General features: G+C 60.1%; 19 protein-coding genes. 4 read left to right on the forward strand and 15 right to left on the reverse strand.

Translation table 11 applies throughout. The features are described from left to right. Positions 1-169: 169 nt before the first annotated feature. From LIX91_RS14300 to LIX91_RS14315, 4 genes are read left to right on the forward strand one after another with little or no spacing between them, the layout of a single operon-like run. Positions 170-985: a hypothetical protein gene (locus LIX91_RS14300; RefSeq protein WP_004412017.1), complete on the forward strand. Its 816-nt coding sequence runs from the start codon at positions 170-172 to the stop codon at positions 983-985. Between the two features lie 58 nt (positions 986-1,043). Next, entirely contained in the window at positions 1,044-1,742 is a 699-nt protein-coding gene (locus LIX91_RS14305; protein WP_003419440.1) for a hypothetical protein, read from the forward strand. Beyond that, positions 1,735-2,370, forward strand: a complete 636-nt coding sequence (locus LIX91_RS14310) for a hypothetical protein (RefSeq protein ID WP_226488664.1) — start codon at positions 1,735-1,737, stop codon at positions 2,368-2,370. The genes LIX91_RS14305 and LIX91_RS14310 overlap by 8 nt, the downstream gene beginning before the upstream one ends. Positions 2,371-2,405: 35 nt before the next feature. Next, positions 2,406-3,041, forward strand: a complete 636-nt coding sequence (locus LIX91_RS14315) for a hypothetical protein (RefSeq protein WP_004412010.1) — start codon at positions 2,406-2,408, stop codon at positions 3,039-3,041. A 6-nt stretch (positions 3,042-3,047) separates the two neighbouring features. Here the strand turns inward: LIX91_RS14315 and LIX91_RS14320 are convergent, their stop codons facing one another. The 15 genes from LIX91_RS14320 to LIX91_RS14390 all read right to left on the reverse strand — a co-directional run bounded on the left by LIX91_RS14320 (position 3,048) and on the right by LIX91_RS14390 (position 20,054). Further along, positions 3,048-3,644, reverse strand: a complete 597-nt coding sequence (locus tag LIX91_RS14320; RefSeq protein WP_003313945.1) for a MarC family protein — start codon at positions 3,642-3,644, stop codon at positions 3,048-3,050. Between the two features lie 69 nt (positions 3,645-3,713). After that, a complete protein-coding gene (gene retS / locus LIX91_RS14325) occupies positions 3,714-6,503 on the reverse strand; it encodes a hybrid sensor histidine kinase/response regulator RetS (protein WP_003419424.1) in 2,790 nt (929 codons plus the stop codon). A 90-nt stretch (positions 6,504-6,593) separates the two neighbouring features. Continuing rightward, the gene (gene purD, locus LIX91_RS14330; RefSeq protein ID WP_004412008.1) at positions 6,594-7,889 is read right to left on the reverse strand and encodes a phosphoribosylamine--glycine ligase; all 1,296 of its coding nucleotides are present in this window, start codon (positions 7,887-7,889) and stop codon (positions 6,594-6,596) included. 158 nt (positions 7,890-8,047) lie between these two features. Next, on the reverse strand, positions 8,048-9,652 hold the full coding sequence (gene purH, locus LIX91_RS14335; protein ID WP_226488665.1) for a bifunctional phosphoribosylaminoimidazolecarboxamide formyltransferase/IMP cyclohydrolase: 1,605 nt from the start codon (positions 9,650-9,652) through the stop codon (positions 8,048-8,050). Between the two features lie 80 nt (positions 9,653-9,732). After that, on the reverse strand, positions 9,733-10,053 hold the full coding sequence (fis, locus tag LIX91_RS14340; RefSeq protein WP_002555375.1) for a DNA-binding transcriptional regulator Fis: 321 nt from the start codon (positions 10,051-10,053) through the stop codon (positions 9,733-9,735). After that, entirely contained in the window at positions 10,050-11,063 is a 1,014-nt protein-coding gene (gene dusB / locus LIX91_RS14345) for a tRNA dihydrouridine synthase DusB (RefSeq protein WP_003419414.1), read from the reverse strand. The genes fis and dusB overlap by 4 nt, the downstream gene beginning before the upstream one ends. 318 nt (positions 11,064-11,381) lie before the next feature. After that, positions 11,382-12,710, reverse strand: a complete 1,329-nt coding sequence (locus tag LIX91_RS14350) for a DUF3426 domain-containing protein (RefSeq protein WP_226488666.1) — start codon at positions 12,708-12,710, stop codon at positions 11,382-11,384. A 24-nt stretch (positions 12,711-12,734) separates the two neighbouring features. Then, positions 12,735-13,613 (reverse strand): 50S ribosomal protein L11 methyltransferase, encoded by an 879-nt coding sequence (gene prmA / locus LIX91_RS14355; RefSeq protein ID WP_003313937.1) that lies wholly within the window; start codon positions 13,611-13,613, stop codon positions 12,735-12,737. 137 nt (positions 13,614-13,750) lie between these two features. Continuing rightward, positions 13,751-15,094 carry an acetyl-CoA carboxylase biotin carboxylase subunit gene (gene accC / locus LIX91_RS14360; protein WP_004412001.1) on the reverse strand — a complete coding sequence of 448 codons (1,344 nt, stop codon included), beginning with the start codon at positions 15,092-15,094 and terminating at the stop codon, positions 13,751-13,753. 17 nt (positions 15,095-15,111) lie between these two features. Further along, entirely contained in the window at positions 15,112-15,573 is a 462-nt protein-coding gene (accB, locus tag LIX91_RS14365; RefSeq protein WP_103688835.1) for an acetyl-CoA carboxylase biotin carboxyl carrier protein, read from the reverse strand. Between the two features lie 76 nt (positions 15,574-15,649). Next, positions 15,650-16,102 (reverse strand): type II 3-dehydroquinate dehydratase, encoded by a 453-nt coding sequence (gene aroQ, locus LIX91_RS14370; protein ID WP_002555369.1) that lies wholly within the window; start codon positions 16,100-16,102, stop codon positions 15,650-15,652. A gap of 129 nt (positions 16,103-16,231) precedes the next feature. Next, positions 16,232-18,022, reverse strand: coding sequence for a protein-disulfide reductase DsbD (locus LIX91_RS14375; RefSeq protein WP_268945566.1), 1,791 nt, complete (start codon positions 18,020-18,022; stop codon positions 16,232-16,234). A 106-nt stretch (positions 18,023-18,128) separates the two neighbouring features. Beyond that, positions 18,129-18,401: a DUF3613 domain-containing protein gene (locus LIX91_RS14380; RefSeq protein WP_032699788.1), complete on the reverse strand. Its 273-nt coding sequence runs from the start codon at positions 18,399-18,401 to the stop codon at positions 18,129-18,131. Continuing rightward, positions 18,398-19,135 (reverse strand): hypothetical protein, encoded by a 738-nt coding sequence (locus LIX91_RS14385; RefSeq protein ID WP_003419405.1) that lies wholly within the window; start codon positions 19,133-19,135, stop codon positions 18,398-18,400. Before LIX91_RS14385 ends, LIX91_RS14380 begins: the two co-directional genes overlap by 4 nt. Before the next feature lie 34 nt (positions 19,136-19,169). Then, complete coding sequence (locus LIX91_RS14390; protein ID WP_003419404.1) at positions 19,170-20,054, reverse strand: type II secretion system F family protein; 885 nt, start codon at positions 20,052-20,054, stop codon at positions 19,170-19,172.

Consider the following 20,054-nt stretch of genomic DNA (forward strand, 5'->3'; position numbering starts at 1 on the left):
TATGCCGGGAGGCAGATGGCGGGTCGAATTTAGCTCTGCGTATCGAGTTCGGTAGTCAAGTGCCCGAAAGCCATCAGAGGGCAACCGGAAAGCGCCGAAAAAAATGCCTGATTTATTTCGTTAGTCTCGATTCAGTCCATCAGGACGCATGAATTAAAGGACTAATTAAATGACACAGGACAAAACCATGAACATCACTGACAACCTCGACTACATTGCCGCCTGCGAGCTGGCTGAATGCCCACCTTCGTTGGGCGCATTCGCGGCCCCCGCAACTTCCGGATTACTTAAGGCAGGTGACGTCACTGACGCACAGTCCGGCAATGAAGGTGCGGTGGTTGCAGGCAGTGTGCTGGCATTTCCCAACGGTATGTCGGCGCAGAGCAAGCAGGACGTGATGAATTCCTTTCTGTTCGCCACCCTTGTGGCCAACAAGGCGTTCAGCTCTGAAACCCAGGGCGATCAGTGGTATGACAAATTCAACGAAGTGCTTTCCAAGGTGGGCTGGCTCTCCACCCATTGGAACTATGCGCGCTATCGTGCCACCCAGCAGCGTTTCACCATGGACGAAGTCGGTCTCGAGATCCTCGGTTCGGCCATTGCAGCTGCCGCGTTACCCGGACCTGCATCGGTACTGATGCTCAAAGTGGCTGCAGATGCCGTCGCCGCACTGCAGGCCAGGAAAGAACCCCTGCGCCTGTTCGAGAGCCAGACCAAGGCACACCGTGGCGGTAGCTTCCGTATCGCATCCTGCATCGAATCCGAGGACAGCATCGTGAGTCTGGCCATGGCGGCAGTCAGCTTCCAGGCCGACAGTGACGTCACCAATGTGCTGTTCTGGGAATGGCAGGACACCAGTGTCCAGACCTGGAAGGGCGAGGACAACCTGTTGCTCAACACGGCCTTGTATGCGCGCCATCGCGAGCTGATCGAGCAACGGCTTGGCGACAATGTCAGTAATGCGATTGCAGAATACGAAATCTGATCGGAGTGTTGGCGGAGGCGCGGACTGCCTCCGCTTTCGGGATAAAAGGAATTCTCCCATGAAGCAGGAATTGGATGCTGTAGTCGTCAATGCGGGCTGTTTGATGTTTTTCCCCGAGCCGCAGCGGGTCGCCCTGAAAAACGATGTGCTGGACTCGATGCTGTACGTGCAACTGGCCGCATCGAAACAACACTCGAAGTTTGCCGAAGCCGAAAAATGGAATGAAACCCGTCTCGCCGCTGCGCAGCGTTTCGGCTGGTTGCCGAGTGCCAGCGAACATATCAGCCAGCCCTTGCCGCCAGAATCTGCCGAAACGGCATGGAGTTGCATGGCGCGCGCGCTTGCACCCTTCGTCTCCGCCGAGACGCTCCTGCATGCGGAGGCGTTCATGCGCAGGGCAGGTAATCAGTCCGTCGCCAGCGAAGCGCTTCATCTGCTGCGCAGTCAGACGGTACAGAGCGGTTTGAATCATGCGGGAAGATTGCAGGTCAACGTGGTTCTGCAACTGGCTTTCGTCGACACCCGGCAAAACCTCAAGCTGGCGCAGTTTCAGTTCGCCACACGTCAGCCGTTGTCATCCGGGTTTCTTTTCGAGGTCATCGAGCCGAACAGTGTCTACGGCAACATCGCTGTGACTGTCTATGCAATGCAACTGTTCGAGCAGGTCTATTCACAGTTTCGCGATGGCATCGACACCGCGCTGTCGAGCAAGCGTGCGGGCCTGATCATGCCGCTTGGGGGCAGTCCTGATGTCTGATCCGGATGAAGCCCTGCTGACGGGTGCCAGCCTGCTGTCCTTCGCCGGCAATGTCGAACCTGATTTGCGCCAGGACATAATGGATTGTCTGCACCATGCCCGACTGGTCGCAGATGATCGCCATTCTTCCAGGATGAACTGGCGTGCATGGCTGGATGCTTACCAGCGCTCGATTGCCGCCACCGGTGGTCCGCGGAGCGCCGGGATCAACGATGCCCGCTTGAAAATCCACAGTTTCAGTGACATCGGAAAACTGCAGCTACCCGTGGTCGATAACGCTGGCGAGCTTCGCCAGCTCTACCGCAGTTCGCTCGACAAGCTATTGAACAGTGATCATGCGACGCGTTTTTTCGGCAGTTGGTTCACGTCCGGGCGTTCTGAAAGCTTCCAGCTCATGCCCTGTGCAATGCGCAATGAGGACGAGGTGTCGATCCTTCTGTGCAGCCTGCAGATGACCACCCTGGCGCTGCGGCCCGCGCGTTATTTCTGGCAGATATTGGGCGGCGAAATGCAGGTGCATGCCGTCACTATTGCGTTCCGCTTCAGTCGCCAGAGTTTCGAGCCTTTTCGCCAGACGGTGCGGGACGCCCTGGCTGATCGCGCTGCAGCCGAAATCATCAGTCTTTAGCAACCTGGACAAGCCCATGGAAGGGAGTAACGCAAATGAATGCAGACACAGGCAACGCGGCCTATCTGGGCACTATCCCCAGTATGGTCGCGTTTTTGCCCGGGCTTTCGAGCGAGGAGCGCACGGATATTCAGAACGTGCTTCTGGACGCCCAGTTGTTCGCGGGCAGGCAGTTTGATTTCAAAACCCAGTGGGGCACCTGGATGCATTACTACCGCAGTCGCCTCAAGGCGCGCGGCATACAGCAAAAGGGCGTGGTCCTTGGTGACTCGCTGGTGGTGAGCAGTGTCGACGATTTACTGCAGGCCACGTTCAAGGTCAGTCATCCTGCGGATCGCAAGCGTCTTGGCGGCATGGTGCAGCGTGCGGTCGCGGCAATGGGGGTGGGGCAGGCCGCAGAGTCGTACTTTCAGAGCGGCTTCGACCAGGGACGGCTGGGCAGTTTTCAGATCGTACCCTGCGAAAAGTATGAACCTGGCCGGATGCTCCTGTTGCTTTGCAGTCTGCACCTGAGCATTGACGACCACGCGCCAGGAAGACGAAGACTGCTGTTTCACTTCAAGGGCGGCAGTTACATCTTTGACAGCAAGGTGTATGCAGCTCATCGTGACGAGGTGATGCGTTATCTGGACGGCAGGGCGCAGGAGCTGGTGCGGGCTGCCAGTATCTGAACCCTGTCAGGGCAGCAGGTAGCCTCTGATGCCGGTGAAAATGATTTGCGCGGCCAGCGCACAGACGAACAGCCCCATCAAACGGCTGACAATCTGCAAACCCTGATCGCCGAGGATGCGTTCGATACGGTTGGAAAGGTAGAGCACGACGCCGACGGTGAGGCTGGCCAGCGCAATACTCAGGATGGCGGTGAGTTTGTCGTCCCAGTGGGGCTGACTGACGCCCATGACCAGCAGCGCACCAATCGTGCCGGGGCCGACGGTAAGCGGGATGGTCAGAGGAACGATGGTCACATCCTGCTGGATATTGTCGGTCTGCACTGCCGACTTGCCTTGGGCCATGCCCAGTGCCGATATGAACAGCACGCTGCCGGCACCAATCCTGAACGCATCCACGGTGATGCCGAATACATCGAAAATCACGCGTCCGAACAGATAGAGCAATACGCTGGAAACCAGTGTCGCCAGTGCCACCTTCCAGGCCAGGCGCCGTTGTTCCTTGCGCGAGTGACCACGCGTCAGGCTGATGAAGCAGGAAAGAACGAAAAACGGGCTGTAAAGCACCAGCATTTTCAGATAGACGCTGAACAACACGTGAAGCATGGCTTCGACTCACAGCAGCAGGTGGATGGCATCGCCAGTCTATCAGGCCACAGGCCTTTCCCGTCGCTGTCAGTTTTGTCGATAGTGTTCGCCTTCCGACGTCAGCCCGCGGGCCTTGTCACGATGCGCTACCCAGTGCTCGACCAGTTCGCGCAACTGGGACAGTTCGATGGGCTTGGCCATGTGGCCGTCCATGCCGGCCTGGCGTGCGCGGTCCTTGTGCTCGGTGAGAATGTGCGCAGTCAGTGCAACGACCGGGGTGCGTACACGCTGATTGCCGACTTCCCAGGCGCGCAATTGCTCGGTGGCCGAGAAGCCGTCGAGTATCGGCATCTCGCAGTCCATCAGCACCAGGTCATAACGCTGCGCCTTCATGGCTCGCAGCGCTTCTTCGCCATTGCTCGCGGTATCGGGGTTGAGGTTGAGCTTGCCGAGCATGCCGCGGATGACCTTGGTCGAAATGCTGTTGTCTTCGGCCACCAGAATCCGGAAGTCGCCGGGGACGTTGACCGGCGGAGTCACGACCGGGCCGGGCTTGCTCGACACAACACCCTTGTTCAACTGGGTCAGTTCATCTGCCAGCGTGGTCTTGAGCGTATAGCCTGCCACCGGTTTGGCCAGAATGCGCTTGATGCCGGAGTTGCGTGCGATGATCTTGCTGGGCGCATTGCTGATGCCGGTCAGCATGATCAACAGAATGTCGTGATTCAGGCTCGGGTCTTCCTTGATCTTGGCGGCCAGTTGCATGCCGGTCATGCCCGGCATGTTCTGATCGAGCAGGACCACATCGAAATAGTCGCGCAGGTGAGCCTTGGTTCTGAGCAGGGCCAGTGCCTCCTTGCCGGACGCCACTGCGCTGACATTCAGGCCCCAGGCGCTGCATTGCTGGACCAGGACCTTGCGGCACGTGTCGTTGTCGTCGACCACCAGCACCCTGGCATCTTTCAGCGGGCTGTCCAGATCGATGGTCGGCTGTTCGAGCAGCTTTGCATCCAGCGGCAGGTTCAGCCACAGCGTATTGCCTTGCGCCCCACTGTTCTGAATGCCGAACTCGCCGTCCATCAGTACGATCAACTGACGAGCGATCACCAGCCCGAGATGACCGCCGAGCCGGCTGCTGGCCAGGAAGTTACGGCTGTGCAGTTCGGCGTGCAGCAGCTCTTCACGTTCCTCATCGGAAAGCGATTCGCCGCTGTCCTGAACCGAAATACGCAACCGCGTATTGCCGCTTTTCGAGGACTCAAGGGCGACGGCCAGAAGAATTTCGCCTTCGTCGGTCTTCTTCAGGGCATTTTCCAGCAGGCTCAGCAGTGTCTGGCGCAGACGGGTCGGGTCGCCATTGATGACACGTGGTACCTGAGGCTGGATCTGGCTGATCAGCTCGACCTGTTGCTGCTCGGCCTTGGCGCGGAAGATATTCAGGCAGTCCTCGACCAGCGCGCCGATGTCGAACTGCACGTCGTCGAGTTCGATCTGCCCTGACTCGAGCTTGGTGATGTCGAGAATCTCGTTGATCAGCGTCAGCAGTTCGTTGCCGGCACTGTGGATGGTCTGCACGTAGTCGCGCTGCTTGACCGACAGCGGGGTGCCGAGCAGCAGTTCGGTCATGCCCAGCACGCCATTCATCGGGGTGCGAATCTCGTGGCTGATCTTGGCCAGAAACTCGGCCTTGGCGTTGATTTCGGCAGTGCTGGCCGCCTGATCGCGGCTGATGCTGAAACGGTCTTCGGTGATGCTGCGATGGCGTTCGCTGAGCGCCAGGCTCATCAGCAGGCCGCTGATGCAGAACACGCTGAGCAGCGCCAGAATCAGCCATTGTGGCGGCACCAGGCTCAGCCACAGCAGGCCGGGCAGAACCACCATGTAGCCGATATTGAAGGTGATCATCCCCAGGACAAACAGGCGCGCCGAACGATAGCCCTTCTGCCAGTGCCACATCGACACCGCCAGAATGCTCAATGTCGTCAACGAGACCAGGCCGAACGTCAGGAAGTTGATCGGCAGCTTTTCGTCGAACAGCACCAGCAAGGCGCCGATCCCCATGAGCACTGCGTTGCCCAGCAACAGACGATCGAGTTTGCGGGCATTGCGGTGGACGAAGAAACAGTAGGTGTAGATCAGGCCTGCGACAGCGGCCAGCAGCAATGCCAGGTGTGCGCTCGGGGTTTGCGCGATATTCCACGGGTCGATCGGGCGCAGCAGGTTGAGGAGCAACAGGGCACTGAGCCCGAGTAACGATTCGCAGGCGGCCAGCCACAGATTGCTGCGCGACCGGGTGTGTCCGTAACGTGTCAGGTTCTGCACGATCAGCATGGACAGAGCGCCAAACAGCAGACCGAACAGCAGCGGCTGGGTCTCGTTGGCGGCGCTCTCGATGGCCGGTTCAAGGGTGATGCTGGGGCGCATTTTCTGCGCGGAGACCAGCCTCAGGTAGATATCCAGCGGGGCCGAGCTTTGCGGAACCGGCAGCAGGAAATCGTTGGACGGCAGTCGCTGATCTTCAATCGGCACGTCATTGCCGGTGCGCACATGGTCAATCTGTCGATCGCCGTCCATGACATACATGTCGGCGCTGGACAGGTCCGGGGCGAAGATACGCAGCAGTTGTTCGTGCTGGGTGGGTTGCAGGCGGTAATGCAGCCACACAGCATCGTCGCGATCCGCTGCAGCGACCCGTTCCAGTTCGGTGGGGCTGAATTGATTCTGATAGCGCGCCGAGCGGATTTCATCCAGCGTCAGATGGGCCTTTTCGTCGAGCAGCGTCGACCAGCCTGCACCATGCTCGGCCTGCGCCGAAAGCATGAACAGCAGGGTCAGCAGTCCGACGGTTGAGGCTATGGCAATCCTGAGCCAGCGCACAATGAAATCCCTTCGTGAGTGAATGCCTGGTAAAACCGCGAATACCGGAGCAACCGGCCAGCCTCTGGTTGAAGAGGCTGGTCCGATCGATTATTCCTGGTCTTCGCCACGCTCACGGGCAATGGCACGGTAGCCAATGTCCTTGCGGTAGAAACACCCTTGCCAGTCGACTTTTGCGGCCAGCGCGTAGGCATTTTCCTGCGCGTTGCCGACGCTGTCACCCAGCGCTGTGGCACACAGTACACGACCACCACTGGTCACGACACGCTCATCCTGCAAGGCCGTGCCTGCATGGAAAATCTTGCCTTCGAGCTGTGCCGCTGCGTCCAGACCCTCGATGACTGCGCCTTTGGCGTAGTCGCCAGGATAGCCTCCGGCGGCCAGCACGATACCCAGGCTCGGGCGCGGGTCCCACTGTGCTTCGATCTTGTCCAGCGCTTGCGCCAGCGCAGCTTCGACCAGCAGTACCAGGCTCGATTGCAGGCGCAGCATGACCGGCTGGGTTTCCGGGTCGCCGAAGCGGCAATTGAACTCGATGACTTTCGGGTTGCCCGCTTTATCGATCATCAGACCAGCATAGAGGAAGCCGGTGTAAACGTTGCCTTCATCGGCCATGCCCCTGACGGTCGGCCAGATCACCAGGTCCATGACACGTTGATGAACTTCGGCGGTGACCACCGGGGCAGGGGAGTAGGCACCCATCCCGCCGGTGTTCGGCCCGCTGTCGCCGTCGCCGACGCGCTTGTGGTCCTGGCTGGTGGCCATGGGCAATACATTCTTGCCGTCGACCATGACAATAAAGCTGGCCTCTTCGCCGTCGAGAAACTCTTCGATGACAACGCGTGAACCGGCGTCACCAAAGGCGTTGCCAGCCAGCATGTCACGTACGGCATCTTCGGCTTCTGCCAGGCTCATGGCGACGATCACGCCCTTGCCCGCGGCCAGGCCGTCGGCCTTGATGACAATCGGCGCGCCTTTTTCACGCAGATAGGCCAGGGCAGGCTCGATCTCGGTGAAGTTCTGATAGTCGGCGGTCGGGATCTTGTGACGCGCCAGGAAGTCCTTGGTAAACGCCTTGGAGCCTTCAAGCTGCGCAGCACCGGCGGTCGGACCGAAGCAGTCCAGGCCACGGCTGCGGAACAGGTCGACGACGCCTGCAACCAACGGTACTTCGGGGCCGACGATGGTCAGCGCAACGTTCTTTTCAGCGAAATCCGCCAGTTGCTCCAGTGCCAGAACGTCGATGGCCACGTTCTCGCATTTGGCCTCGATCGCCGTGCCCGCATTGCCCGGTGCGACAAACACCTTCTGCACGCGTGGGTCCTGGGCGACTTTCCATGCCAGGGCGTGTTCACGACCGCCGCTGCCAATGATCAAAATATTCAAAACAGACTCCTTTGGAGTAGCTACAAGCTGTTAGCTACAAGCTGCAAGTAGAAGCGGGGGCAGCTTGCGTGCAGCTCATGGCGTTGAATGGTTAGTGCGTTAGGCTTTAGCTTGAAGCTTGAAGCTTGAAGCTTGAAGCTTGAAGCTTGCCGCTGCCCTTAGTGCCTGAAGTGACGCATGCCGGTAAACACCATCGCGATGCCGGCTTCGTCGGCCGCAGCGATCACTTCATTGTCACGCATCGAGCCGCCTGGCTGGATGACAGCGGTGATGCCGACCTTGGCCGCGTTGTCGATGCCGTCACGGAACGGGAAGAAGGCATCGGAGGCCATGACCGCGCCCTGAACCTGCAGGCCGGCATGCTCAGCCTTGATGGCAGCGATACGCGCCGAGTTCACGCGGCTCATCTGGCCAGCGCCGACGCCGACGGTCTGGCGGTTGCGGGCGTAGACGATGGCGTTGGACTTGACGTACTTGGCGACTTTCCAGGCGAAGATCAGGTCATGCATTTCCTGTTCGGTCGGCGCACGCCGGGTCACGACCTTGAGGTCGGCCTCGGTGATCATGCCGATGTCACGGCTCTGTACCAGCAGGCCGCCATTGACGCGTTTGTAGTCCCAGGCAGGCAGACGCTCGCTCCACTGGCCGCTGGTCAGCAGGCGCACGTTGGCTTTGCTGGCGACGATGGTGCGGGCTTCGGCGCTGACGCTCGGTGCGATGATCACTTCGACGAACTGGCGCTCGACGATGGCCTTGGCGGTTGCAGCGTCCAGCTCGCGGTTGAAGGCGATGATGCCGCCAAATGCCGACTCTGAGTCGGTGGCGTAGGCCAGTTCGTAAGCCTGACGAATGCCGCCTTCATCATCCGGGCAGACCGCGACACCGCACGGGTTGGCGTGCTTGACGATCACGCAGGCCGGTTTGACGAAGCTCTTGACGCATTCCAGGGCGGCATCGGTATCGGCTACGTTGTTGAACGACAGCTCCTTGCCCTGCAACTGGGTGGCCGTGGCAATGCCGACCTCGGCAGGTTTGGCTTCGACGTAGAACGCCGCACTCTGGTGCGGGTTCTCGCCGTAGCGCATTTCCTGAGCCTTGACGAACTGGGTGTTGAAGGTGCGCGGGAACTGGCTGCGGCCTTCGGTAGTCAGGGTTTCGGCAGTCTGGTCGACGCCGCCCAGGTAGTTGGCGATCATGCCGTCGTAGGCGGCGGTGTGTTCGAACGCCTTGAGCATCAGGTCGAAGCGCTGAGCGTAGGTCAGGCCACCGGCCTTGAGGCTTTCCAGGACCTGGCCGTAATCGCCGGCATTGACCACGATGGCGACGTCCTTGTGGTTCTTCGCCGCGGAGCGGACCATGGTCGGGCCGCCGATGTCGATGTTTTCGATGGCGGTCGGCAGGTCACAACCCGGCTTGGAAACAGTGGCCTCAAACGGGTACAGATTGACCGCGACCAGATCGATCGGCTTGATGCCGTGCTCGGTCATGATGGCGTCGTCTATGCCGCGACGACCCAGAATCCCGCCATGGATCATGGGGTGCAGGGTCTTGACCCGGCCGTCCATCATTTCGGCGAAGCCGGTGTAGTCGGCCACTTCGACTGCCGCGACACCGTTGTCCTTGAGCAGCTTGAACGTACCGCCAGTGGAAAGAATCTCGACGCCCAGCGCTTCAAGCTCGCGGGCAAACTCAAGGATTCCTGTCTTGTCGGATACGCTGATCAGAGCGCGGCGGATCGGCAGGCGGGTAGTCTGGTCGGTCATCTCGATTTCCATCAAAAGCAAAAGAAGTCAGCAAAAAAAAACGACCGCGGTGCAAGGTCGCCTTTTCTGTTTTGAATGCTTTAAAGCAGATCGTACTGTTTGAGTTTCTTGCGCAGCGTGCCGCGATTCAATCCCAGCAGCTCGGAGGCCTTCGTCTGGTTGCCCTTGACGTAGTTCATCACGCTTTCCAGAAGCGGAGCCTCGACTTCCGACAACACCAGGTTGTAGACGTCAGTGACGGATGCGCCTTCGAGGTGGGCGAAATAATTGTGCAGCGCCTTCTCGACACTTCCGCGCAGGGTCTGACCCTCTTCGCTCGGCGTGTTGAGGTGCTGTTTCAAATTGACGTTGTCGCTCACGGGTGTTGTTCCACTCACTAAAGTCTCGGTCATCATCGTCATGCGGCCACCTCTTTATCATTCTCGTTATCCGGGCCCTTGCAGCCTTGGCTGAAGAACTCCCGGACGTTGGCGCACTGTGCTTCCGTATCTTCCAAACGATTGAAGTGGGCGCGAAACTCTCTGGCGCCCGGCAGGGTTGCGAGATACCAACTGACGTGTTTGCGTGCAATGCGCACGCCCATCACGTCTCCATAGAAAACGTGGAGCGCTGCCAGATGCTCAAGCAGAATGCGTTCCACTTCACTCGACTGCGGCGCCGGGAGTGTCTCTCCGGTGCGCAGGAAGTGTTCTATCTCGCGAAAAATCCAGGGACGCCCCTGTGCGGCCCTGCCAATCAGTAATCCGTCTGCACCGGTAGCCTTCAGCACGTGCCGGGCCTTTTCCGGTGAATCGATGTCGCCATTGGCAAAGACCGGTATCGACACGGCCTGTTTGATCTGGGCGATGGTGTCGTACTCGGCCTCGCCGGTGTACAGGTCGGCACGGGTTCGCCCGTGTACCGCCAGTGCCGTGATGCCCGCCTGCTCGGCGATTTTCGCCACTGTCAGGCCATTTCGGTTGTCGCGATCCCATCCGGTGCGGATCTTCAGCGTGACCGGTACATCGACTGCAGCCACGACGGCCTGCAGGATGTCGTTGACCAGTTGCTCATCCTTCAACAGCGCCGAGCCTGCTGCCTTGTTACAGACTTTCTTGGCCGGACAACCCATGTTGATGTCGATGATCTGGGCGCCCAGTTCGACATTGGCACGTGCTGCATCTGCCAGCATCTGCGGATCACCACCGGCGATCTGTACCGAGCGCGGCTCGGGATCACCTTCATGGATCATGCGCAGACGCGATTTGCGGCTGTTCCACAGGCTCATGTCACTGGTGACCATCTCCGAAACCACCAGGCCGGCACCGAGTCTTCGGCACAGCTGACGGAAAGGCTGGTCGGTGACGCCCGCCATCGGGGCGAGAATCAAGCCGTTTTGCACTGTATATGGGCCGATGCGTACTGCCGACATAGCCTTACCTGTTGTGGAGGCCAAATCATCCGCAGGCCGTGTAAAAAACTGTTTCACCCGGTCTGCAACGGCTCATCCCGCCAGCCGCATGCGCCACCGTCAGATCGAACCGAGAGTTTGAAAAAAGGGTTGGCATGATACCCGCTCTCGATGACTGGATAAAGGCTGAATTGGATAAAATCTGAACAGCTCTTGCCGGAGCTCGACCACCTCGACAAGAGGGTATTTTGCAGCGAAATTTCTGCGATCGTGTAGCGTTCTTTGATGAAATTAACGTGTAAAGAAGCAGTCTTGACCGACGCTTCAGCGTCGGGCGTGTCATTCCGGCGAGCGGAAGTTCAGGCTGTAGTTCACCGCCTTGGCGCCTGGATCAAGGATATCCAGCGCGATATGGATCGGCGTCTGCGGCGGCATCTCTTCCTTGCCGGCCATTTCGCCGCTCAGGTATTCACTGGGCTTGAACCGACGACTGGCAATCAACTGACCGCCGGTATCGGAAAAACGCAGCTCCAGCAGGGGAAACGGTTGGGAAAACGAGGCGCGGTTGTAGATGATCGCATCGACCACCAAGGCCCCCTGAAACTCCGGGTGACTGCGCACGACCAGGTTGCTGCTCTTGAGCTGGGAAATGTCGACTTTGCTCGGCACCTTGCAGCCAACCTGTGGGCAAATCTGCTGAAACAACGGGCGGTACTGGTCCTGGCGTGCCAACTGATCGAAGTGGTACCACACGTACTGTCCTGCCAGACCCGCCAGCGCCAGGACGATCAACAGACCCCAGGCCAGACGCCTGCCCCAGCGCGGCTTGGGCCGTTGCCAGTCCAGCTGTAAAGGGTCGTCGGTCAGGTCAAGGAGTGTCTGGTCGCGCACTGCCGGTTCGTTGCGGCTGCGCTTGCCCCGGGTTTCAGGCTCGGGCTCATGGTCGTCGTCTTCATCATCGTCATCCACCGCAGACCAGCGCTCGACCTTCTCGGCAGGCGGGGCCTTGCGCTGGATGATGACTGGCATCGGTGGCTCGTCATCGTCAAGATCCTTGTCCAGTGACAGCGACGGCTCGGTACGTTTGTCGTCCTCCTGCGGCTCGGCAGCTTCTGCAGCGTCTGTATCCGGGATAACTTCTGCATGCAACTCGGGCAGTTGCTCGACATCGTCGTTATGCAGCGTATCGACCCAGGCAGCCTCATCGCTCTGCCGGCTGTCACGCTTCGCCGTCAGGCTCACAGCGTCGTTGTCGATGTCGCTGACGGGACGGGCAAAGGTGTCGGGCCTGCGCGTCTCGCGTTGTTCGAGGCGGGCCAGTTCTTCGTCCAGATTGAGATTGTCCAGATCCAGTTCACTGACCTGCCAGGGATCGTCCTCTTCGGGCGCCTTTTTCGGCTCTGGCTGTGGCTTCAGATCGGGCTCGGGCTCGGGCACTGGCGTCGGCAGGGGCTCCGGTTCGGGCAGGGCTGCGACCACCGGCGATGCGGGCAGGGCCTCTTTTTCGGCGTCATCGCTGGCGCGTTGCTCGAGCAACTGCCGCGCTGCGTTGAACACCTGCAGGCAGGCTCCGCACCGCACCACGCCACGGGCCACGCTCAGTTGAGCGTGACTGACTCTGAAACTGGTCTGGCAGTGCGGGCACTGGGTGACGAAACTGTCGGTCATGCGGCTGTCCGGTTGAAGCGGCGGTTAACGGCGGCGACCCGTGATGCGTACCCAGCCATCTCGGTTTGCGATCGGGTCCAGATCAAAACTGTCAGCATAGGCTGCCGCGACTTCCTCACCCTGTTCGGCAAGGATGCCTGAGAGTGCCAGGCGTCCGCCGGCTCTGATCAGGGTAGCCAGTTGCGGCGCCAGGGAAACCAGCGGGCCAGCCAGAATGTTGGCGACCAGCACATCGGCCTGCTGGTGTGGCAGATCCTCGGGCAGGTACAGCGGGAAGCGTTCGGCGGCGATATTGTTGCGTCCGGCATTGTCACGAGAGGCTTCCAGGGCTTGCACGTCGATATCGGTGCCAACGGCCTGTTCGGCACCCAGCAGCAGTGCGGCAATGGCCAGAATGCCCGAGCCGCAGCCGAAATCCAGCACGTTGCAGCCTTCGAGGTCCTGGCCGTCCAGCCACTCGAGGCACAGCGCGGTGGTCGGGTGCGTCCCGGTGCCGAAGGCCAGGCCCGGATCGAGCAACAGGTTCACGGCGTCCGGTTGCGGTGCGGCGTGCCAGCTCGGCACGATCCACAGACGCTTGCCGAAACACATCGGCTGGAAGTTATCCATCCAGCTGCGTTCCCAGTCCTGATCTTCGATGACTTCGGCGCTGTGTTCGGGCAGCTCTTCGCCGGTCAGCAGGCTCAGGTGCGCCAGGGCCATCTCGGCATTGGTGTCGGCTTCGAACAGCGCCAGCAGGTGGGTGTGTGCCCACAGCGGCGTGGTATTGAGTTCGGGCTCGAAAATCGGCTGGTCTTCAGCGTCCATGAAGGTCACGGACACGGCGCCGACTTCAAGAAGGGCGTCTTCGTAGGTTTCGGCTTGTTCTGGGCTGATGGCGAGACGGACTTGCAGCCAAGGCATGGCGGATTACCTTCGATTTGGAAATAAGTGCGGCTTGTAAGGCCAGTGCGGCCGCAGGAAGCGGGCAAGTTTACTGCTATGCGCTGCAAACAACAAAGCCGCATCACTGCGGCTTTGTCGTTGTGAAGCAGACTGGCTTATTGATTGGCCAGTTTGTGCTCCAGGTAGTGGATGTTGACTCCGCCTTCGCAGAAGCCTTCATCGCGGGTCAGGTCGCGGTGCAGCGGGATATTGGTCTTGATCCCGTCGACCACGATTTCGTCCAGGGCATTGCGCATGCGTGCCATGGCTTCTTCGCGGGTCGCGCCCCAAGTGATCACTTTACCGATCAGCGAGTCATAGTTGGACGGTACCTTGTAGCCACTGTACAGGTGCGAATCGACCCGTACACCGTTGCCGCCCGGTGCGTGGAAGTGCTTGACCAGACCAGGGCTTGGCACGAAGGTCTTCGGGTCTTCGGCGTTGATCCGGCATTCCAGCGCATGACCCTTGATGACCACGTCATCCTGGGTGTACGACAGTTTGTTGCCGGCGGCGATGCTGAGCATCTCCTTGACGATGTCGATGCCGGTGACCATTTCCGAAACCGGGTGCTCCACCTGAACACGGGTGTTCATTTCGATGAAGTAGAAACGACCGTTCTCGTACAGGAACTCGAACGTACCCGCACCGCGATAGCCGATATCGATACACGCCTTGACGCAGGCAGCCAGAACATCCTCGCGCGCCTTTTCATCGATGAACGGTGCCGGCGCTTCTTCCAGAACCTTCTGGTGACGGCGCTGCAGCGAGCAGTCGCGATCGCCCAGGTGGATGGCCTGGCCCTGACCGTCGGAAATCACCTGGACTTCCACGTGACGTGGGTTGGTCAGGTATTTTTCCAGGTAGACCATCGGGTTGCTGAACCAGGCGGCTGCTTCGGCACGGGTCTGGGACGCGGCTTCGATCAGGTCTTCTTCGCGATGAACCACACGCATGCCGCGACCACCACCGCCACCGGCGGCCTTGATGATCACCGGGTAACCGACTTCACGACCAATGCGCAGAGCTATGGCTTCGTCTTCCGGCAGTGGGCCGTCGGAACCGGGGACGGTCGGCACGTTGGCCAGCTTCATGGCGTCCTTGGCGGAAACCTTGTCGCCCATCAGGCGAATGGTGTCTGCTTTTGGACCGATGAAGGCAAAGCCCGATTTTTCGACCTGTTCGGCGAAGTCGGCGTTCTCGGCGAGAAACCCGTAACCCGGGTGGATCGCCGTGGCGCCGGTCACTTCGGCAGCCGAAATGATCGCCGGAATGTTCAGGTAGGACAGATTGGCCGGTGCCGGACCGATGCAGACGGTTTCGTCTGCCAGGCCCAGGTGCATCAGCTCGCGATCTGCGGTGGAGTGTACAGCGACGGTCTTGATGCCCAGTTCTTTACAGGCACGCAAGATGCGCAAGGCAATTTCGCCGCGGTTGGCGATCAGAACTTTTTCCAACATCGCAGGCTCTCCCCGGGTCAAACGATTGTGAACAGCGGCTGGTCAAACTCAACCGGCTGACCGTTTTCTACCAGGATGGATTCGATCACACCGCTGGCTTCTGCCTGGATGTGGTTCATCATTTTCATCGCTTCGACGATGCAGATGGTGTCGCCTTTCTTGACGGTCTGGCCGACTTCGACGAATGCAGGCGAAGTAGGCGCCGGGGTACGGTAGAACGTACCGACCATTGGCGACTTGACCACAAAGCCGTTCAGTTTCGGAGCCGCTGGCGCTTCTGCAGCGGCCGCAACCGGTGCTGCTGCCGGAGCCGGAGCGGCTGCAGGTGCAGCAACCGGGGCCGGTGCGTAGTAAGGCTGTGCCGGAGTCTTGCTGTGGCGGCTGATCCGTACGGATTCTTCGCCTTCACGGATTTCCAGCTCGTCGATGCCGGACTCTTCCAGCAATTCGATCAGTTTCTTGACTTTGCGAATATCCATTAATCAACTCCCAAGGTTCTGTAAGGGCAATGTGTCGGCCGGCTCAAGCCATATGGTCAGCTTCAGGCTGGACTCATCATGGCTTGGCACTGGCGGCCAGTTGTTCCAGGGCGGCTTCCAGGGCCAGTCGGTAACCGCTGGCGCCAAGGCCGCAGATCACTCCTACAGCGACATCTGAAAAGTAGGAGTGATGGCGGAAAGGTTCGCGTTTGTGCACGTTCGATAAATGCACTTCGATGAATGGGATGCTCACTCCCATCAGCGCGTCACGTATTGCAACGCTGGTGTGCGTAAAAGCAGCCGGATTGATCAAAATAAAATCCACACCCTCACCGCGAGCGGCGTGAATGCGATCGATCAGTTCGTACTCGGCGTTGCTTTGCAGATACATCAGATGGTGGCCGGCATCGCGAGCGCGCTGCTCCAGGTCCTGATTGATCTGAGGCAGGGTGATAGTGCCGTAGACCCCGGGTTCCCGAGTGCCCAGCAAGTTCAGGTTGGGTCCGTGAAGGACCAGGATGGTCGCCATTGCGTGTTCCTTTTATTGTCTGCGAGCGGTTTACGCCCGGCGACTATGCCGGAAGGGCAATGGACTGTCCAGTTAACAACAGTAGCCAGCACAATGAGCGATATTCGCGCAAAGTTTATGACTCAGGTGTCAGTTTTGGTCATTGGCGCTGTTCAGACGCTCTATCAGGCCTGCTGCGTCGATTTCGCCGACGACCCGGACAGTTTGCAGTTCTTCGCCGTTTTTATCGAAGAAAAGCAGTGCTGGCGGGCCAAACAGCTTGTACCGGTCAAGCAGGGCGCGTTGCTCCGCGTTGCTGTCGGTCATGTCGAAACGCACCTGTTTGTAACCCGACAATCGAGCGACCGCGCCCGGGTCAGGCAGGACTTCGTGCTCGATGACCTTGCAGCTGATGCACCAGTCGGCATACCAGTCGAGCACCAGCGGTTTACCCTCGCTTCGGGCTTCCTGCATCACACGGTCCAGTTCGGTGGAGGTGGTGATCGTTTGCCACTGTGAAGCGGCCGGAGCTGCCGCCCCGTTATTCGCCGTGGCGTACTCGCGGCCCAGCGGGCGCATCGGGTCGGTTTGCCCGGACAGCGCGCCGTACCAGCATGCCAGCGCATAGACCAGCAGCGCCAGCCCCAGCAACTGGGCGAGTTTCTGGCGTGTGGTTTTGACGTTGAATTCCAGCGCGCCGAGAAACAGCGCGACACCGGCCGACAGCAGGCCCACCAGCAACAACGTGACCTGCCCTGGCAACACACGGCTCAGCAGGCCGATTGCCAGTCCCAGCAGCAGCACGCCGATGGCGTTTTTGACCGTCACCAGCCAAGGGCCGCTTTTCGGCAGCCAGGTGGCACCACCGGTTGCGATCAGCAACAGCGGCGCGCCCATGCCCAACCCCAGCGCAAACAGTTTCAGAGCACCGCCAAGCGCATCGCCGCTGGCGCTGATATACAACAGTGCACCGGCCAGTGGCGCCGATACGCAAGGTGACACCAACAGGCTGGAGACCACGCCCAGCACCGCTGCACCCCATAAGGAACCGCCCTGGGTCTTGCCGGCGATACGGTCCAGACGAGAGCTGATGGACTGAGGCAGGCGCAGTTCGAAAGCGCCGAACATGGCAATGGCGAAGATCACGAAGAATGCCGAGAACGGCACCAGAACCCAGGCCGATTGCAAGCGCGCCTGCAGGTTAAGGCCTGCACCGAACACGCCCATCAGCGCGCCCAGCAGGGCAAAGCACGCCGCCATTGGCAGTACGTAAGCCAGAGACAGGCTCAGGCCGCGCAACCCGCCCACCTGACCGCGCAGTACCACGCCGGACAGAATCGGCAGCATCGGCAGTACACACGGGGTAAAGGTCAGGCCTACGCCGGCGAGAAAAAACAGCGCCAGTTCTTTCCAGCTCCAGGCTGCCGTGGCGGCGGGTGGGGTGGCAGTGGCCTGATTGGCCGGGCTGGCGGCCACATCTCCAATGCTCAGGCGCTCGGTTTCAGGTGGATAGCACAAGCCCTTGTCGGCGCAGCCCTGGTACGTGACGGCGAGGGTGAAGGGGCGCTGTTCGCCGGGTTTGCGTGGCAGGTCGATATCGAGAATGCCGTGGTAGACCTCGACATCGCCAAAGTACTCGTCGTGTTTCTGCTCGCCCTTGGGCAGTTGCGCTTCGCCAAGGCCGATGTCGGCAGGCTCGGTGCGGAACTGGAAGCGGTGGCGATACAGGTAGTAGCCATCGGTGGCGACCAGCCTCAGCTTGATCGACTCCGGCGTCGTTTCGATCAGGCTCAACTGAAAGGCCTGACGCACAGGCAGGAAGTCCTTGCTGTTATCCAGCGAGCCGCCGCCCAGGGTGGATGAAGGTCGGCTATCCAGCAGACCGGCGCCGGAGGCGGGCAGGGCCAGGATCAATAACAGCAGGCATAACAAACGGCGCATGGCAGTCTCGAATATCGAAAGTCCGCGCATGATAACGGAGTGCCCGGCGGCGTGCCGAGGGCAGGTTGTAAGAGTGGGTGTCAGCAGGCCCACGACCGTGCCGGAATTATTTCTTGCCCGAGGAAAAGCTGCCACCAGCCTCCTGATCGTAAAAATCCGGGATCTTGTACTTATACGTGTCCAGCCAGCGTTGCAGGCTGAGGTCGCGTTCTGCCGCGGTATTGACCTGCGGCGTCGGCGAAGCAGCCTTGCCGCTGGCCTGAAGCTGCAGCCAGGTCTCGGTCTGTCGGGCTTCAGAGGCCGCAGTTTCAGTGTTGTCTGCCCAGGCGTCACCTGCGCTCAACAGCAGTACACACCCGGTGAACAGGATGCGCTTCATGGTCGTACCTCCTGGGACTGACGATCATTTTGTCCTGCCAGGCTCGCAATGGGCCGTGCAGATGCTCGAGGGGCGGCAAGTGGCTTTCGCAATTGCTCGGCGCGCGCCTGGGCATCGGTCACCTGTTCAGGCGTCAGCCCGGCCCGCGACGCCAGTTCGGCGGCTTGTGTCCAGTTGTTCTGATAGATCAGCAGTGTGGCCAGGTTCACCGCCGCCAGCGAGTCCGATTGTTTGAGCTCCATGGCCGTCAGGAACTGAAAGCGTGCCTGTTCCAGTTTCAGCTGGTTGAGGTAGACGACGCCCAGGTCATTGCGGATCTTTTCATCGGTCGGTTGCAGTTTGCTGGCCATCAGCAGGTGTTGCTGTGCCAGCGCATTGTCACCACGCGCTGCGGCCAGTTGCCCGAGGCCATGCTCACCCTCGGCTGCCCGGCAGGTGCCCAGCAGGCTGCGGTACAGAGGCTCGGCCTCGTTGCTGCCCAAAAGCCGCAACACCCGGGCCTTGCGCAGGCGAACCTCGCCCTGGCTGTCGGGCAGGCTTTCCAGGTTGGCAAGGCTGGCATGCAGGCGGCCTTCATCGGCCATGTTCTGAGCCAGATTCAGGGAGAACTCCTGATCCGAGGTCAGCTTGGGGCACTGGCCCGGCTGAGCCGTGGTCTGCGTCCAGAGGGGGCGACCATCACTGGCGCATCCGCTCAGCAACAGCAGCCCGAATAGTACGATCACTGGTTTCATTGCAATGCGTCCTTTCGTGCACGGTAACACCGGGTCAACTGCCCAGTGCGCGGCTGATTGCCATAAATCCTGGCCCGGCCAGCACAATCAGCAGGGCGGGGAACAGAAACACCATCATGACCACCGACATCTTTGCCGAGAGTTTGGAAATGTATTCCTGCAGACGGGTCAGGCGTCGGTCATCGATCAGTTGCTTGAGCGTGAGCAGAGACTTCAATGCGCCGCCGCCCTGATGAATCAGTTGATTGAGGATCACACAGGTGTCGCTCAACTCGTCGACGTCCAGCAGGGCGGCGGTTTTTCTCAGTTCTTCGCCCAGTTCCAGGCCGGAATCAACGCGCATCAGTACCACGCGAATTTCCTCGGACAGCACCGGCAGTAGGTCTTTGCCTTCGTTGCTGAGCACCCGAAGCGCCTGCTCGACCGCCATGCCGGACTCGAACAGGATGCGCAGCAACGGGATAAAGGTAGAGATTTCCACCACCACTTGTTTCTGACGGCGCCGAGCCACGGCTGCCAGAATCCGCTTGGGCAGCAGATAGCCGGCGCCCAGGGCAAAGATCGGCGCGATGAGCGGTTGCTGGATGCCTTTGAAAAACAGCAGCTGGCCGAGGATGACAATGACCATCAGGCCGACCGGGACGCCGACCTGGCAGGCCGCGAATAACGAGCGTTTGCTGGCGCGCCGCCAGCCGATGCGGTTGAGCAGTATCTGGGTTTCCGAATCCAGGCTGATGCTGCGTTGACCTATGCGGGTGTCACCGAGCAGCCGCAACAAGCTGCCGATGCGGCTCTCGCGGATCACCTGGCCCCTCAAGCGTCTGGCCACCAGGCGTTCATTGCTACGTTGACGGGCTATGCCTGACAGCAGCAGAAATGCGGCAGCGGCAAGCATCATGGCGGCGAATAACAGTTCCAT

The sequence above is a fragment of the Pseudomonas sp. B20 genome (assembly GCF_020515755.1).
GTDB classification, from domain to species: Bacteria; Pseudomonadota; Gammaproteobacteria; order Pseudomonadales; family Pseudomonadaceae; genus Aquipseudomonas; species Aquipseudomonas syringae.

Bases quoted from the DNA above. Each gene is read 5' to 3' on its own strand.
- LIX91_RS14300 (WP_004412017.1), top strand. From the start codon at position 170: ATGACACAGGACAAAACCATGAACATCACTGACAACCTCGACTACATT.
- LIX91_RS14305 (WP_003419440.1), top strand. From the start codon at position 1,044: ATGAAGCAGGAATTGGATGCTGTAGTCGTCAATGCGGGCTGTTTGATG.
- LIX91_RS14310 (WP_226488664.1), top strand. From the start codon at position 1,735: ATGTCTGATCCGGATGAAGCCCTGCTGACGGGTGCCAGCCTGCTGTCC.
- LIX91_RS14315 (WP_004412010.1), top strand. From the start codon at position 2,406: ATGAATGCAGACACAGGCAACGCGGCCTATCTGGGCACTATCCCCAGT.
- LIX91_RS14320 (WP_003313945.1), bottom strand. From the start codon at position 3,644: ATGCTTCACGTGTTGTTCAGCGTCTATCTGAAAATGCTGGTGCTTTAC.
- purH (WP_226488665.1), bottom strand. From the start codon at position 9,652: ATGACCGACCAGACTACCCGCCTGCCGATCCGCCGCGCTCTGATCAGC.
- fis (WP_002555375.1), bottom strand. From the start codon at position 10,053: ATGACGATGATGACCGAGACTTTAGTGAGTGGAACAACACCCGTGAGC.
- dusB (WP_003419414.1), bottom strand. From the start codon at position 11,063: ATGTCGGCAGTACGCATCGGCCCATATACAGTGCAAAACGGCTTGATT.
- LIX91_RS14350 (WP_226488666.1), bottom strand. From the start codon at position 12,710: ATGACCGACAGTTTCGTCACCCAGTGCCCGCACTGCCAGACCAGTTTC.
- prmA (WP_003313937.1), bottom strand. From the start codon at position 13,613: ATGCCTTGGCTGCAAGTCCGTCTCGCCATCAGCCCAGAACAAGCCGAA.
- accC (WP_004412001.1), bottom strand. From the start codon at position 15,094: ATGTTGGAAAAAGTTCTGATCGCCAACCGCGGCGAAATTGCCTTGCGC.
- accB (WP_103688835.1), bottom strand. From the start codon at position 15,573: ATGGATATTCGCAAAGTCAAGAAACTGATCGAATTGCTGGAAGAGTCC.
- aroQ (WP_002555369.1), bottom strand. From the start codon at position 16,102: ATGGCGACCATCCTGGTCCTTCACGGACCCAACCTGAACTTGCTGGGC.
- LIX91_RS14375 (WP_268945566.1), bottom strand. From the start codon at position 18,022: ATGCGCCGTTTGTTATGCCTGCTGTTATTGATCCTGGCCCTGCCCGCC.
- LIX91_RS14380 (WP_032699788.1), bottom strand. From the start codon at position 18,401: ATGAAGCGCATCCTGTTCACCGGGTGTGTACTGCTGTTGAGCGCAGGT.
- LIX91_RS14385 (WP_003419405.1), bottom strand. From the start codon at position 19,135: ATGAAACCAGTGATCGTACTATTCGGGCTGCTGTTGCTGAGCGGATGC.
- LIX91_RS14390 (WP_003419404.1), bottom strand. From the start codon at position 20,054: ATGGAACTGTTATTCGCCGCCATGATGCTTGCCGCTGCCGCATTTCTG.